Genomic DNA, 14,698 nt, shown 5'->3' on the forward strand with positions numbered 1-14,698 from the left:
ACAGGGCCCTTTTGCGTCCCTTCACTTCACGGCACGGGCCCGTCCAGGGTCATATCCGGGCTCTGACGTGGTCCGGTTCCCGCGCTCCTTGCTTCCCGGTTAGGCTTGGGGACTGACACGGGGTGCCGGGCGTTGGGCCAGGCTGAGATCCAGACCCGTTGAACCTGTCCGGTTAGCACCGGCGAAGGGATGTCCTCATGACTGCATCAACATACTCATCTGTGTACCCCCTGGACGCCTCCGACGATCAGTCCACAGCACGGCCCATCCCACGGGTTCTGAGCATTGCCGGCTCAGATCCGTCAGGCGGTGCCGGAATTCAGGCGGACCTCAAGAGCATTGCAGCGCTGGGCGGGTACGGCATGGCTGCCATAACTGCTCTCACCGCGCAAAACACTGTGGGAGTCAGTGCCGTCCACGTCCCTCCAGCGCACTTCCTGCGTCAGCAACTGGAGGCCATCAGCGGCGACATCACCATCGATGCCGTCAAGATCGGAATGCTTGGCGATGCTGCAGTCATTGAGCAGGTCCGGGCTTGGCTCGAAGAGGTGCGCCCCGCCGTCGTGGTCCTTGATCCGGTGATGGTGGCCACGAGTGGTGACCGGCTGCTCCGGGAGTCTGCAGAGAATGCCCTGCGTTCGTTGCTTCCACTGGCTGACCTCATTACCCCCAACATTCCGGAGCTCGCCATGTTGCTGGGGGAGCCGGAGGCCGCTGACTGGGCTTCGGCGCTGGAGCAGGGAAAGCGGCTCGCTGCGGAGTACGGAAACACTGTGCTGGTCAAAGGCGGCCATTTGCCGGGCCCGGAATGCCCGGATGCCTTGGTGAACACCACCGGCCTGCTGTCGCGCGACGTGGTCGAGGTGGTGGGTCCCCGCGTCGCGACGCTCAACAGCCACGGAACCGGTTGCTCCTTATCTTCCGCCTTGGCCACGGTCCAAGCCCGCACGGGTAACTGGGAGGCTTCACTGCGGGAGGTAAAACCATGGCTGCTGGGGGCGTTGACAACCTCAGAGGACCTTCAGGTCGGGCAGGGGAACGGGCCGGTGAATCACTTCCATGGCCTCCAGCAGGTATCAGCGCCGGGCGCCTTTGCGGCGACGATGTGGAAGGCTGCCGTTCCGGAACTCGAATCCATCTACGGGCTTGCTTTCATTCAACAGCTCCAATCCGGCGACCTTCCTGAACGTGATTTCAATTACTACCTCGCCCAGGATGCGATCTACCTCAACGGCTACTCCAGGGTCCTGGCACGTGCTGGCGCCCTTGCCCCCACGGAAGAAGAACAGCTGTTCTGGGCCAAGGCATCACAGCAGTGCCTGGAGGTTGAATCGGAGTTACACAGGAACTGGCTCAGCACCCGCGAGGCGCCCGCGGGAACCGGGCCTGTCACCAAGTCCTACGTGGATCATTTGCTGGCAACGTCCGCTTCCGGCAGTTACGCCGTGGTCCTCGCCGCGATCCTGCCTTGTTACTGGTTGTACGCGGAGGTGGGTCAGCAGCTCCATGCTGCCTATGTGGATGCCGGAGCCCCCACAGATCATTCTTACGCGGACTGGCTGAAGACCTATGCCGACGAGGACTTCGCTGCGGCAACGCGGAAAGCGATCAATCTCACTGATGCTGCGGCGATCGCGGCTTCCGGCACGGAGAGGGCCGCCATGATGGAGGCCTTCACCCAGTCTTGCCGCTACGAGACCGCGTTCTTCGATGCGCCCAGGCTGTTTGCTTGAGCTTTCCCAAGGCCCTGTGTCAGCAGGTCTCCCAGGGCCTATAGAGGTTAATTGCATGGAGACGTCCGCGCGTCGGTGGCCGAATCGCGTTAATCTCGCCTAAACCCTGTAAGCTGTATGGGCACGGTGCCGGGAGAGTCCGTTACAAATAGTGACGCAAGTCACGAGGTAGCCTCCGGACCCGGCCTCATTTGCAGCTGAAGGTCAAACTAGCGTAATCTTGATCTTCGGTGCTTACGCCAACACTTGGGTTATGCCCCTTGGAATTGTTCATGGGATGACTCGCGGACTTCGATCAGAAGTCCACGGCGTTGAGGCACAGCGCGAACCAGGCCTGATTCCGGTCCAAGGTTCCGCACGCAAATTTTGTAATAAACGTCGAGAGAAGTGAGTACCCAAGTGGTGTACGCGATTGTCCGCGCAGGCGGCCGCCAAGAAAAAGTTTCCGTTGGAGACTACGTAACGCTGAACCGCGTCCCCGGTGGAGCCGGTAGCACGCTTGAGCTGCCCGCATTGCTCCTGGTTGATGGCGAGAAGGTCACCTCCGCAGCTGCGGAACTGGCCAACGTCAAGGTCACGGCTGAGATCCTCGAGGACCTCCGTGGTCCGAAGATCGTCATCCAGAAGTTCAAGAACAAGACCGGCTACCGGAAGCGTCAGGGTCACCGTCAGGAACTGACCAAGATCAAGATCACCAGCATCGCGTAACTTTCGTTACCCGCTGTTCAGGTTTTTCAGTTTCCCCAGAAATTTAGAGGCAGGCATTTCACATGGCACACAAAAAAGGCGCGAGTTCCACTCGCAACGGTCGTGACTCCAACGCTCAGTACCTGGGCGTCAAGCGTTTCGGTGGTCAGGTAGTTTCCGCTGGCGAGATCATCGTTCGCCAGCGTGGAACCCATTTCCACCCCGGCGCAGGCGTCGGTCGCGGTGGCGACGACACCCTGTTCGCACTGCAGGCCGGTGCGGTTGAGTTTGGTACTCGCCGCGGCCGTCGCGTAGTGAACATTGTTGCTGCTGCAGCTGCAGAGTAACAACAAGTTCTGAACCGGTGGAGCGGGCCAAACGGCCCGCTCCACCGTTCTTTTAACCGCATTACAATCGACTAGGGCGCTGTAGCGCACTGGTTTTTGCAACAGCGCTGGCAACAGCAACAAACGCTGTAAGACAGCAACTGAGGAGATCCACGTGGCGAGCTTTGTAGACCGGGTAGTCCTGCACGTATCCGGCGGAACCGGCGGCCACGGCTGTGTCTCTGTCAAGCGGGAAAAGTTCAAGCCGCTCGGCGGCCCTGACGGCGGCAACGGTGGCAATGGCGGCGATGTCATTCTTCGCGTGTCTGCCCAGACCACAACTTTGCTCGATTACCACCACGCTCCCCACCGCCACGCCACCAACGGCGGCCCCGGCATGGGTGACTGGCGCGGCGGCAAAAACGGTGAAACCCTGATTCTTCCTGTGCCTGATGGCACCGTGGTCAAGACCAAGGACGGCGAAGTCCTGGCTGACCTCGTTGGCGAGGGCACTGAGTACATTGCAGCCGCCGGAGGCCAGGGCGGCCTCGGCAACGCCTCCCTGTCATCGCAAAAGCGCCGGGCACCGGGATTTGCGCTGCTGGGCATCGAAGGTGAATCCAGTGACGTCGTCCTGGAACTGAAGTCCATCGCAGATATCGCTTTGGTTGGTTTCCCCTCAGCCGGTAAGTCGAGCCTGATTGCAGCCATGTCTGCTGCCCGGCCAAAGATTGCCGACTACCCCTTCACCACGCTCATTCCCAACCTTGGCGTGGTGCAGGCAGGCGAGGTCCGTTTCACTATTGCGGATGTTCCCGGCCTGATTGAAGGTGCCAGTGAAGGTAAAGGCCTGGGCCATAACTTCTTGCGCCACGTGGAGCGTTGTGCCGCACTGGTGCACGTCCTCGATTGCGGAACCCTTGAATCGGACCGCGATCCTCTCTCAGACCTCGCCATCATTGAGGCCGAACTTGAGAAGTACGCAGTGGACATGAGCTACGCCGGCGTTGACGGTGAAGTGGTGCCCCTTAACGAGCGTCCCAAGCTTGTGGTTCTCAATAAAGTGGACCTTCCCGACGGCAAGGACATGGCCGAGTTTGTCCGCCCGGACCTCGAAGCCCGCGGATACCGGGTTTTTGAAGTATCGGCAACAAGCCACGAAGGTTTGCGCCAGCTCGGCTTTGCCATGGCTGAAATCGTCAAGGCCGCACGTGATGCCGTGCAGACAGCCCCGCCCAAGGTGGCTCCTCCGGTCCTGCGTCCGCGCGCTGTCAACGAGTCCGGCTTCAAGATCCGCCGCGAAGAGAAGAACCTCGAGCCGCTGTTCCGCGTCCTCGGCGAGAAGCCTGTGCGCTGGGTCAAGCAGACCGACTTCACCAACGAGGAAGCCATCGGCTATCTTGCCGACCGCCTTGCCAAGCTTGGTGTGGAAACTGAGCTCTTCAAGGTTGGCGCCAAGCCCGGCGACACCGTAGTCATCGGTGAAGACGATGGCGTGGTGTTCGATTGGGAGCCCACCATGATGGCCGGGGCAGAACTGCTGGCAACGCCCCGCGGTACCGACATTCGCGTTGCGGACATCGGCGACCGCCCCACACGTTCACAGAAGCGCGATGAGCAGATCGAGCGCCGCGAAGCCAAGGCTGCTGCGAGGGCCGAGCTTGAAGCTGAGCGCAAGGCAGGTATTTGGACTGAGTCTGTCAGTGGCCGCCGCGCCCAGGCAGTGAAGGAAAGCCACCTGGATTCCGGTGATGACGACTAGGACCGTCGACGCTCCGGACACTGCTGACGGCCTGGAACGCCAGGCCCTTGCCACCGCCAAGCGGATTGTTGTCAAAGTGGGGTCTTCCTCACTGACCAGCATCAAGGGAGGCATCTCCGAAAAGTCCCTTACCGGACTGGTCAATGCCCTCGCCGAAAAGCGCAACGCAGGTACTGAGATCATCCTGGTTTCCTCGGGTGCCATCGCCGCCGGCCTTGCGCCCTTGGGCCTGGCCAAGCGGCCCAAGGACCTGGCCACGCAGCAGGCTGCAGCGAGTGTTGGGCAAGGACTGCTGATGGCACGGTACACGCAGGCCTTCAACGCCCACGGTGTAACAGTGAGCCAGGTTCTGCTAACCGCCGATGACCTCATGCGCCGAACGCAACACACCAATGCTTTCCGGGCCCTGGACAGGTTGTTGAACCTCGGCGTGGTGCCTGTAGTCAATGAGAACGACACCGTAGCCACGCATGAAATCCGTTTCGGAGACAACGATCGGCTCGCAGCTTTGGTGGCGCACTTGGTTCGCGCTGATGCGCTGGTGCTTCTCTCCGACGTCGACGCCCTGTACGACGGACCTCCGGCCCAGGGCGCCCAACGGATTCCGCTGGTCCGGGGTCCGCAGGACCTCGAGGACGTGACCATTGGCAAGGCCGGCAAGGCCGGTGTAGGAACCGGCGGCATGATGACCAAAGTGGAAGCCGCGTCCATTGCTGCCGGCTCGGGCATCCATGCACTTGTCACGTCCACGGCCAACGCCGCAGCAGCCTTGGCGGGAGAGGATGTGGGAACCTGGTTCGCCGTGAACGGAAACCGCAAACCCGTCCGCCTCCTGTGGCTGGCGCACCTGGCGACCGTTCACGGCCGGCTGATGCTCGACGACGGCGCAGTGAAAGCCGTGCGGGACAGGCACCGGTCACTCCTTCCCGCAGGCATTTCGGATATTAGTGGTGACTTTGAAGCCGGGGATCCTGTCGAGATGGTTGCCCACGACGGGACGGTGTTGGCACGCGGCCTGGTGAACTACTCTTCGGAAGAACTCCCGCGCATGTTGGGACGTACCACCCAGGAACTCGGTCAGGCCATGGGCCGTGGTTATGACCGCGAAGTTGTTCATGTTGATGATCTGGTGCTCCTGAGGGCGTCACGCTCATCTAAACTTGGAGCATGACTGAAGCGCTGACCCCTGACGCCCCTGTGATCTCCGACGTTTCCGGTACTCCCGGCCAGACGCCGGAGAACCCTGCGGCAGGCGGTGTGCCGTTGTCACCCGAAGATGTCCAGGCTGCCGTCCACGCCATCGCCGACCGCTCCCGTAAGGCTGCCCGCCGCATGGGGCAGGCCAACCGTGCATGGAAGGATCGTGCGCTGCGTGCCATCGGAACTGCCTTGTTGGAGAACCGGAAGCATGTGCTGGAAGCCAACTCCAAGGACGTGGCCTTGGGCCGCGCCAACGGGACTTCAGCTGCGCTTCTGGACCGTTTGACCTTGACCCCCGCCCGTATTGACGGCTTGGTGGCTGCCCTGGAAAACCTGGCCGGGTTGCCCGATCCCGTGGGCAATGTGGTCCGGGGTCAGACACTTCCCAATGGACTGCGCTTGCGGCAGGTGAACGTCCCCATGGGTGTTGTAGCCGCCATTTATGAGGCCCGCCCCAACGTCACGGTGGATATTGCCGGCCTGGCACTGAAGAGCGGAAATTCAGTCATCCTTCGGGGAGGTTCCGCCGCAGCCAACACCAACGAGGCATTGGTTCGGATCCTTCGCGAAGCCTTGGATTCCGTAGGCCTCCCCGCAGACGCGGTGCAGACAGTTGACCAGTACGGCCGCGAGGGGGCCAATGTGCTGATGCGTGCCCGTGGCCGGGTGGACGTCCTCATTCCCCGTGGCGGGCGCGATCTCATCCAGACTGTGGTGACCAACTCGGCCGTGCCGGTCATTGAAACCGGCGAAGGCAACGTCCATATCTTCATCGACGAGTCCGCGAACGAGGACATGGCCGTGGAGATCCTCCTCAACGCAAAGACGCAGCGTCCCAGCGTCTGCAACACCGTGGAAACCCTGCTGGTGCATTCACGCTCCACGGTGCTGCCCGCCGTTGCCAAAGCGCTGCGTTCCGCTGGAGTCACCCTTCACGTGGACGAGCGGATTGCCGCTGCCTTGGGCAGGGACATTGAGACCGTTCCTGCTGACGATGACGACTGGGCCACCGAATACATGGACCTCGATCTCGCCGTAGCCATGGTGGACAGCCTGGACGAGGCAGTCAACCACATCCGTACCTGGACCACCGGCCACACGGAAGCTATCCTCACGAACAATCTGGCCAACGCTGAGAAGTTCATAGCGGACATAGATTCAGCGGCTGTAATCGTCAATGCCTCCACCCGGTTCACTGACGGCGGCGAGCTGGGGCTCGGAGCCGAAGTGGGCATTTCCACCCAAAAGTTGCACGCCCGGGGTCCCATGGGCCTCACGGAGTTGACCACCACCAAGTGGATCGTCCAGGGTGAGGGCCAGATCCGCGCCTAGCAACGCGGTAACATAGAACAGAAGTCCGGAACGGTGGGGAGTCCCGCCGTCGAAAATCCTTTGAGAACCAACTAGGGGAGAAGATGCTGTTTCAGCAGATCGCCACGTCCATTGCCGCCCAAACTGAAGGCGGCCACGAGGAACTCGCTCCGCTGTGGGCCGAGCCGTGGGTCTTCGGCGTCGTGATGTTCGCCCTGATGCTGGTTCTCTTGTTCGTCACCCTTTCCTACACCAACCTTGGCAATCGCCATGAGGCTGTGGAAGAGCACGCCGATCCGCACCGCCAGCACCCGAACAAGCACACCCACGGCCAAGGCCACTAACATTATCGCCGCAACACCGCGTGGGGAGGCGGGGCGCAGGCTCCGGCTGGGCGTGATGGGTGGAACGTTTGATCCCATTCATCATGGCCACCTTGTTGCTGCCAGTGAAGTGGCAGCAAAGTTCGGCTTGGATGAAGTGGTCTTCGTTCCCACAGGCCAGCCATGGCAGAAGTCGCACAAGCTTGTGAGCAGGCCTGAACACCGCTACCTCATGACGGTCATCGCCACAGCTTCCAACCCCAGGTTTACAGTAAGCCGGGTGGATGTTGATCGTCCGGGTCCCACCTTTACTATTGACACCCTTCGCGACCTCCGTGCCGAGCGTCCTGACGCCGACCTTTTCTTCATCACGGGCGCAGACGCTCTGGCTCAGATCCTTTCGTGGAAAGACGTTGACGAGTTGTGGTCCTTGGCCCACTTCGTTGGCGTCACCCGACCCGGGCATGAATTGCACGATATGGGCAGGGATGACGTGAGCCTGTTGGAAGTTCCTGCCATGGCGATCTCCTCCACGGATTGCAGGACCCGCGTGGGCGCGGGAAATCCGGTCTGGTACCTCGTGCCTGACGGAGTGGTGCAGTACATCGCAAAGTATGGACTGTACGCGGCTCCCGACAACGCAGCGGATCTGACACCCGCACTGTCCGGATCAGACGACCAAGCACGTACTGAATGAGTTTTGAATGAGCAGCCAGGACCAGCGACCCATCCGCAGCAGGCGTGAGCTTCGGCGTGCCCGGGAAGAGCACCCGGACGCCCAGCCCGTGGACACTCCCGCGGCTGCGGAAGTAGAGAACCCTCCTCACAGCGAGCGTCCCAACGGCCGCAATCGCCGTGCGGCCGATGTTCCGGTGGACGCAGTGGGACTGGCAGCTCAGGAGCGGTCATCCCAAATCCGCGCCCGCGATCGTGCAGCTCTGCGCACCATCAAGGAACTGGCCGACAAAGAGGAGCAGCTCTCCGGCGGGGGACCCCCCACACGTCGCCAGCTGCGCCTCCAGCAACTTCAGGCTGAAGTCGCTACTTCCATGAACCCCATTGTTCCTGGGCCTGCGCCCAGCCCCGCACAGGAGGCGCCAGCAAAGGACGCGCCTGTAAAGGACGCGCCCGTAAAGAACACAGCGCAGCCCGAGTCCGCCAACGAGACTTCCAAGGATCGAGCGGGAAGCAGCAATGCCCCCGCGGAGTCCGAAATGTCCGTGGAGCAGGCGCTTGCAGTTCGGCAATTGATCGCCGCGCAGGTTGAGAATCAGACGGCCAAGCTGGAACATATTGCGGAGCAGGATCCTTTGGCTGTGGATCCTGAAGTTCTTGCTCAGCAGATTGCCCTTGCGGAGCGTGCTGCCGTCCTGAACAAACGTGCTGCTGCCAAGCAGAAGCTTGCCGAGAAGACGCAGGCAGATTCTGCAAAGGGCACGTCGGATGCCGGCAAGAAGGCCTCCGGAGGGAACGGGAAGTCGCCGGCCGCAGATGCCGGTCCGTCCACCGCCAACAACCTCGCGATGGTGACTCCGTTGGAGTTCGTCAAGATGCCGGGGATTGAACGTCCTGTCATGAAGCGCCCCAGCACGACGTTTGTCCCGCTGGTCACCTCAGCCGGGCCTCAGGTCGACGCCGGTCAAGCTCAGGCGAAAAAGTCGGGGCCACGTGGCAGGGCCGGCGTTCTTGCCCGTGCAGAAGCGGTAGCGAAATCGGCCCGTAAACGTCCTGAACCGGTGGGGGAGGCGTCCGAAGAATCGCAGCGCCCACCTGTTTCGGCCAGCGCCGCGTATGGCCTTGACCCTCTGGATGCCAACACTGCGGGCCTGGCCCGCGCGCAACGTAACAGGTTGCTGCAGTTTGGCGTCCTGGCGTTGGGCATCGTTGCCCTCGTTGTCGGCATCATGATGATCACCAGCGGTTAATTCCGCTGAACCCCGAATTGCGTTGCAAAAAATGGCTCACGCCAAACATAGGCCCAGCCAAACATAGGCCACTGGCCACAACAAGGAGTACTCCGTGTCTGCACATGAACAATCCATCACCCTCGCCCGTCACGCCGCGCGTGCCGCGGCAGAGAAGCTTGCCGAGGACATTGTCGCCTTGGACGTCAGCGAACGATTGGCGCTCACTGACGTCTTCCTGATTGCATCGGCTCCCACCGAACGTCAGGTCAACGCCATTGTTGACGGTATTGAGGAAGAACTGATGAAGCAGGACCTTCGTCCTGTGCGCCGTGAGGGCCGCTCGGAAGGCCGGTGGGTTCTTCTGGACTATGCGGACATCGTGATCCATGTCCAGCACTCGGAGGATCGCGTGTTCTACGCCCTTGAGCGGCTCTGGAAGGATTGCCCTGTAGTGGATCTTGAACTGGGCGATGACGCTTCTGCCAAGGCTGTTTCCGTGGAGGATTCCGAGCACTAGGAACAGCATCCAGTGGAAGTATGTCCGATTTGGAATTTTCGGAAATGCTGTTCTAAGATATTTGAGTTGCTTCGGCGCGGGTAGCCGGAAAGCTGAACGCGAAGCAGCAAGAATATGGGGCTGTGGCGCAGCTGGTAGCGCACCTGCATGGCATGCAGGGGGTCAGGGGTTCGAGTCCCCTCAGCTCCACCATATTGGTCTTATTCGAAACATTGGCGTCAAAGTTGCCTTTGAAGAGGTCAGTAGCAAGTTTTGAAGGAGAGCTGCCAGGTCTGGTAGCTCTCCTTTTTTCGTTCCTATGCGTCCCGTGGAATACGCTGGCCTGCGCGTGGGCCTCTAAAGTGCTTTTTCGGCTAGTCAGGGCCTTGTAGCCAGTATCCACGGCTGCAAGCGTGACGACTCGCATGTCAGGTCGACGCGTCGCCGAGCCAGACCAGTATTTTGCGGTCATGTTCTTAGTTGACCCATCCCTTCGGTCTGGCTTCCTGGTGGGCCGTCTCTTTGCTGAATCTTTTCAGTGCTTTGCCGAGTTGGGGGCGCGGACGCTGCGAGTTGAAGTGGATCCGGCAAACCGGCGTGCGTTTCCCCTCTACATCCGGATCGGATTTAGGATGGTTGGCCACCAGCGACCAGACGAGGATGGGTATCTGGAACTGGTCAATCACCTACCTGGTGTCGCAAGCGACCTCATTCGGCAACGCTTCGGCGGCATCAGTGGGCTGGCAGCGCCCGATCAAACGTATTCGTCGCAGACCATCAAAAATGCACGGCGTCAGACACTGACTTCCGGGGTCAGACGTTCTCCCACGGGGCACGTGACAGTTGACTACGAATTGGACTTTGCTTCAGAGGCGATAGTTGCAACAGTCGAGGCGAACAGCGGGCACATCATGAAAGCGACTATCGACGGATCGATAGATCCGCGCGTGAAGGTCATTCGAGGACAGCCGGCTGAACTGCGCCAAACGGTGATCTCCCGGGGGATTGGCGAGTTCACCATCACGCTTGATCAAAACACCGGTGCCTTGAGGATTTCGCACCCTCGCCACCTCGGGTGGCTCGCTGTCGACCCATTTCCATTACCGGAATCGATACCGGCCGGGGCTCGACGACCAGCCACTTCGCACGTCACCACGTCGCTTGAGGCGGGACAATGGAAGTCCACCGACGGGGTCATCACACGTTTCGTAAATTTCATGGACGACACCGTCCGTATCACAGTGGAGACGTCCGGAGCCGAGGCGGTTTCGGTCTTCCCATGGTCTGGCTTTAGGGCAGCGGCCTTGGCTCTCAGCGCGGAAGACATTCGGCGTTCCGAGCATATTGTCCGTGGAATGTGGCCCCCAGACCTCACTGATTTCGAACCGGCTGTTGGCTCCGAATTCACGTTCCGAGCTGACGGTACCTTCGCCCGGTGGACTGATCCGCACACTGCACTTGAGCTAGAGATTCAAGGACGGTCCCAAGGAAGCTGGCGCGTAGAGGGTCCCCACCTTGCCCGAATTTCCGGCGGGGGTCCCATTGTCTACTCATACCAACTGCGTGAGGGCACTGCTCCGGAGCCTGCCGTCGAATTTTTCGATCCAGAGTTTTTGGCCCGTGACATGGGCTGGGAGAAGACTGCAGTTGGGGGAGAAGAAGTCCTTCACATCAGTCACCATGAGTCAGCTTCAAAAATTGCGGTGGCACCTTCGGCTGGACTCGTGGAGTGGCAGCACCACGGTGAGGTGCTCCTCAGTTCCAGCTACCCGGAGATACGACGATTCGGCCCGCTCGACGAAGTGTCGAGTTCGTTGTGGGTTGCCTTGCAGAACGACCGGACGGACCCGGATCAGGGCGCGGAATGGGCATTTCATGACAACTCGCTACCGTTTGGGCGCGTTTCCGATGGTTGGCGAATTTTGCCCTCTGCGGACTCTTCTGTTCTGCACGTTGAAGTTGATGCTTTGCCTTGTGTGCCCGGCAGGGAAGAAACGGCTGTTTACCTGGCTGCTCCAGGACAGCCAGCTTTCGTGGAGGTATTGGTGCCTGGGGAGGGTTGGCGTCGTATCAGTCGCGCAGGGGTTGGTTGGCGCACGTGGGCGCGTACATGTCGGATCCCAGTAGGAGACGGATACCTCGAAGTGACACCCAGGGTTGCATCGCACCCCGAGATCCTCATACGGTCCACAGCCTCGGGCGTCTTGGCTACCATGTTTTCTCGGAATGACGGAGAAATTCTCGAACCGACGCGGTGGATGCTAGCTTATCGCCCCACTGAGTGACGGTCGGCGTTACGACGGGGGTAGGCGAGACACACTGGAGTCCACAGCGGCGTTCCGGGACGGGCAGACGGCTCCGCGTTGTGAAATATACGGCGTCGTATGACTTGCCAAATTCGCTACATTGGGTCATAGTCAAACGTGCTTATGTATCAAGAGATTCAAATGAATAAAAATAGATGCTGCCAATCCGACAATTCAAGAATCTCAGGATTAGTGATATGAGTAATCGTTGGTCTCGCTCGGATAAAGCGACTTCTGTTAGTTATAAATATCGCTTTGCAGCAGCTCTCCTCATGGTTCAGGGTCTGTTCATGGAAGGCGGAGTTTTCGTAGCTGGCGTCGTTTTGTGGGCGCTCGGTATCGAACAATCTGTCGTCGGTATGCGGTTCCAATTCATTGTCCCGTTCTTTCAAGAACACCTCTACTTGCTTATGATGATGAGCGGCGTGTTTGGCGCCATGCGAATCATCGGAGCGGTCGGCCTTGCGCGGAATCGGGAGTGGGGTTTTTCCCTTTCACTGATCAACTGCGTCGTAACCCTCGCGCTCATGATCTTCCTGCTGCCGGCAGGGATTGCAGACGGAGTCCTCTCCGGAACCGCGCTCGTGCTGATCCTGCTCGGGCGCCACGGCTCGAGCCCCATTAGGAATATGGCATCAGATCAGGCGCAATAGCGGGACGAGGTAGTTGTCAGAGACATCTGATGCGGAGGAGTCCTTATCCCACTGACGTACGTGTATGGATTCGTCTAAACATGCGGCCAGGGGAGCGAATGCCGATTGGAAGCTCGGATTCTTGCCGTAAAACGGTCTTGGAGGTGCCTCTCTGTCTCGGAAGTCCGAGAATCAAGCGTCATGAATGGAACGTTAGAACAGCTAAGCGCGGCTTGGACACGCCAAGCGAAGAAGAGAGATCACTTCGGGATCAGAGGCCGGTTGGTAGGACGCCCACCAACAAGGTCCTGTCTTCTTCATGAATCGCATGGAGAGGGCAGGGCCTTTTTCGTGCCGGAGAATTCCTCTCCGAAGGATTCCGGCTAGCTGCTCGAGGACTCTGGCTAGATGCTCGGTGTGGGGCGCAAAGCAGGCAGCATGAACTCCCACATCTGTTCGATCCTTAGCAGGACGTCTTCACGGGATGTAAGGACCTCGGAAACCATCTGAACTCCGGTGAAGGAGGAAATGAGGTACCTGGCAAAGGCTGCGGCATCAAGGTCGGCACGGACGAAGCCATCCGTGGCCGCCTGCCGCAACAGCTGTTCTGCTGTATTGATCCAGTCCTGGTAGGGGCCCGAGACGTCAGCGTCGAAGGCAGAGGCTTCAAAAGTGAGCCGTATGCCTCCTTGAACTACCGGTTCGTCCAGGAGCTGTTGGCCGAACATCCTGCACAGGCCTATGAGCTTGTCCAGGGCGGAGGCATCAGAGGCTGCAATGTCAGACCCCGCTGCCAAAACCATGGCGTGCTGTTCCTCTATGACAGCCAACGCCAAATCCCGCTTTGAGGTGAAGTGGAAGTAGAGCGCACCCTTCGTCACGCCTGCCCGCTTGGTGATGTCGGTCAGGCTGGCGTTCCCATAGCCGATCTCTGCGAATACCCTGGCGGCTCCTTCGATGACGGAAAGCCGGGTGTCTTTCGCACGTTGTTGCATCGGCAGTGGGTGGCCTCTCAGGTGGGTCAGGAGACGGACGGGCGGACCGCCGTCGAGACTCCACAACGCTATCATCGGTGGGCTTGGTGGGGTCAGTGTGTTAAACCGACTGAACGGTTTGGTTTTGGTTCAAAGTAATTCTAGACTTCAGGGAGAGTCGCGGCGCACTTTTGGTGACTCTGGCGCAGCTGGTTTGGGGGGAGGTGCGGCGGAGTAATCCGTCGCACCTCGGCTGCGGCCGTCGTCAGCAGGACGGCCGGGCGGGGTGATGCAGCTCATGTTCCGACGATTTCGCTTCTCACATGATTGTGGTTAGTATTGACGAGTTGCTTCGGCGGGAAGAGAAATCAAACCGCCTGCAGGCAATGGTTTTCCAGTAACATCCGGGGCTGTGGCGCAGCTGGTAGCGCACCTGCATGGCATGCAGGGGGTCAGGGGTTCGAGTCCCCTCAGCTCCACTTCGGTTGAAAGACCCCGCTCATTGAGCGGGGTCTTTTTCTGTCGTTCTTGAGGAATCGGGACTACTCGGTGGGCCGCGCGAATTCGGCGCCGCTGACAAACTCGACGCCTTGGAACGGTTGGTCGCCCACCACGCGGGCGTTGTGACCCGGCGGAATGCTGTAGGAATCACCGGCTGAAATGTTGATCTTGCCGCCGTCGTTGATTTCTACTTCCAAATTGCCGGAAACGCAGAATCCGACGTGGCTCAACTCACAAGAGTCGGTGCCCACTACAGGTTTGATGCAGCCGGCCCAGGTCCAGCCTGGTTCGAAGGTCATTCGGCCGATTGTGTATTCGCCCACCGTCACGAGGTCCAGCACCGTCTTATCGGGGCGCCTCGTTTCATCGGGAGAGTTGTGGGACTTTACTTCAAGGTTCGTGACAACATTGACACTCATGGCTTCTCACAGGGGAAGGGGAGCCCAAAAACAGGTGGATCCCGGTGCCTGGCTCCAAGGGTCGCCGTGACCTATGCCTGCCGCCGTTGGGGGCAGTCGTCCACCAAGGGCATGACAGGTG

General features: G+C 60.0%; 13 protein-coding genes, 2 tRNA genes and 1 riboswitch. Of the genes, 13 read left to right on the plus strand and 2 right to left on the minus strand.

Annotated features, from left to right (window positions below):
* Window positions 1-108: 108 nt before the first annotated feature.
* Window positions 109-207: riboswitch (TPP riboswitch) on the plus strand.
* The 12 genes from thiD (at window position 198) to ACIQH5_RS00390 (ending at window position 12,704) form a co-directional block, all read left to right on the plus strand.
* Window positions 198-1,733 carry a bifunctional hydroxymethylpyrimidine kinase/phosphomethylpyrimidine kinase gene (thiD, locus tag ACIQH5_RS00335; protein WP_400399310.1) on the plus strand — a complete coding sequence of 512 codons (1,536 nt, stop codon included), beginning with the start codon at window positions 198-200 and terminating at the stop codon, window positions 1,731-1,733. Its footprint overlaps the riboswitch before it by 10 nt.
* Before the next feature lie 399 nt (window positions 1,734-2,132).
* Window positions 2,133-2,441, plus strand: coding sequence for a 50S ribosomal protein L21 (rplU, locus tag ACIQH5_RS00340; protein ID WP_024816904.1), 309 nt, complete (start codon window positions 2,133-2,135; stop codon window positions 2,439-2,441).
* A 62-nt stretch (window positions 2,442-2,503) separates the two neighbouring features.
* Window positions 2,504-2,767, plus strand: coding sequence for a 50S ribosomal protein L27 (rpmA, locus tag ACIQH5_RS00345; RefSeq protein ID WP_003803426.1), 264 nt, complete (start codon window positions 2,504-2,506; stop codon window positions 2,765-2,767).
* Window positions 2,768-2,921: 154 nt separating this feature from the next.
* Window positions 2,922-4,508 carry a GTPase ObgE gene (gene obgE / locus ACIQH5_RS00350; RefSeq protein ID WP_062069293.1) on the plus strand — a complete coding sequence of 529 codons (1,587 nt, stop codon included), beginning with the start codon at window positions 2,922-2,924 and terminating at the stop codon, window positions 4,506-4,508.
* Window positions 4,498-5,679 carry a glutamate 5-kinase gene (gene proB / locus ACIQH5_RS00355; protein WP_400399312.1) on the plus strand — a complete coding sequence of 394 codons (1,182 nt, stop codon included), beginning with the start codon at window positions 4,498-4,500 and terminating at the stop codon, window positions 5,677-5,679. The genes obgE and proB overlap by 11 nt, the downstream gene beginning before the upstream one ends.
* Complete coding sequence (locus tag ACIQH5_RS00360; RefSeq protein ID WP_400399313.1) at window positions 5,676-7,040, plus strand: glutamate-5-semialdehyde dehydrogenase; 1,365 nt, start codon at window positions 5,676-5,678, stop codon at window positions 7,038-7,040. The genes proB and ACIQH5_RS00360 overlap by 4 nt, the downstream gene beginning before the upstream one ends.
* Before the next feature lie 83 nt (window positions 7,041-7,123).
* Complete coding sequence (locus tag ACIQH5_RS00365) at window positions 7,124-7,363, plus strand: hypothetical protein (protein WP_017200576.1); 240 nt, start codon at window positions 7,124-7,126, stop codon at window positions 7,361-7,363.
* 55 nt (window positions 7,364-7,418) lie between these two features.
* Window positions 7,419-8,039, plus strand: coding sequence for a nicotinate-nucleotide adenylyltransferase (nadD, locus tag ACIQH5_RS00370; RefSeq protein WP_400399314.1), 621 nt, complete (start codon window positions 7,419-7,421; stop codon window positions 8,037-8,039).
* A gap of 7 nt (window positions 8,040-8,046) precedes the next feature.
* Window positions 8,047-9,267: a hypothetical protein gene (locus ACIQH5_RS00375; protein ID WP_400399315.1), complete on the plus strand. Its 1,221-nt coding sequence runs from the start codon at window positions 8,047-8,049 to the stop codon at window positions 9,265-9,267.
* A 94-nt stretch (window positions 9,268-9,361) separates the two neighbouring features.
* Window positions 9,362-9,766 (plus strand): ribosome silencing factor, encoded by a 405-nt coding sequence (gene rsfS, locus ACIQH5_RS00380; RefSeq protein ID WP_024816897.1) that lies wholly within the window; start codon window positions 9,362-9,364, stop codon window positions 9,764-9,766.
* 116 nt (window positions 9,767-9,882) lie between these two features.
* A tRNA-Ala gene (locus tag ACIQH5_RS00385) sits at window positions 9,883-9,958 on the plus strand.
* Between the two features lie 2,290 nt (window positions 9,959-12,248).
* A complete protein-coding gene (locus ACIQH5_RS00390) occupies window positions 12,249-12,704 on the plus strand; it encodes a hypothetical protein (RefSeq protein ID WP_400399317.1) in 456 nt (151 codons plus the stop codon).
* A gap of 383 nt (window positions 12,705-13,087) precedes the next feature.
* Here ACIQH5_RS00390 and ACIQH5_RS00395 read toward each other — a convergent pair whose 3' ends face one another.
* The gene (locus ACIQH5_RS00395) at window positions 13,088-13,678 is read right to left on the minus strand and encodes a ScbR family autoregulator-binding transcription factor (RefSeq protein WP_400399319.1); all 591 of its coding nucleotides are present in this window, start codon (window positions 13,676-13,678) and stop codon (window positions 13,088-13,090) included.
* Between the two features lie 385 nt (window positions 13,679-14,063).
* On the opposite strand from ACIQH5_RS00395, the gene ACIQH5_RS00400 reads away from it, so the two are divergent.
* Window positions 14,064-14,136 (plus strand) — tRNA-Ala (locus ACIQH5_RS00400).
* 63 nt (window positions 14,137-14,199) lie between these two features.
* On the opposite strand, the gene ACIQH5_RS00405 is transcribed toward ACIQH5_RS00400, so the two are convergent.
* Entirely contained in the window at window positions 14,200-14,577 is a 378-nt protein-coding gene (locus tag ACIQH5_RS00405; protein ID WP_400399321.1) for a cupin domain-containing protein, read from the minus strand.
* Between the last annotated feature and the right edge of the window lie 121 nt (window positions 14,578-14,698).

This window comes from Paenarthrobacter sp. NPDC091711 (genome assembly GCF_044756605.1).
GTDB lineage: Bacteria > Actinomycetota > Actinomycetes > Actinomycetales > Micrococcaceae > Arthrobacter.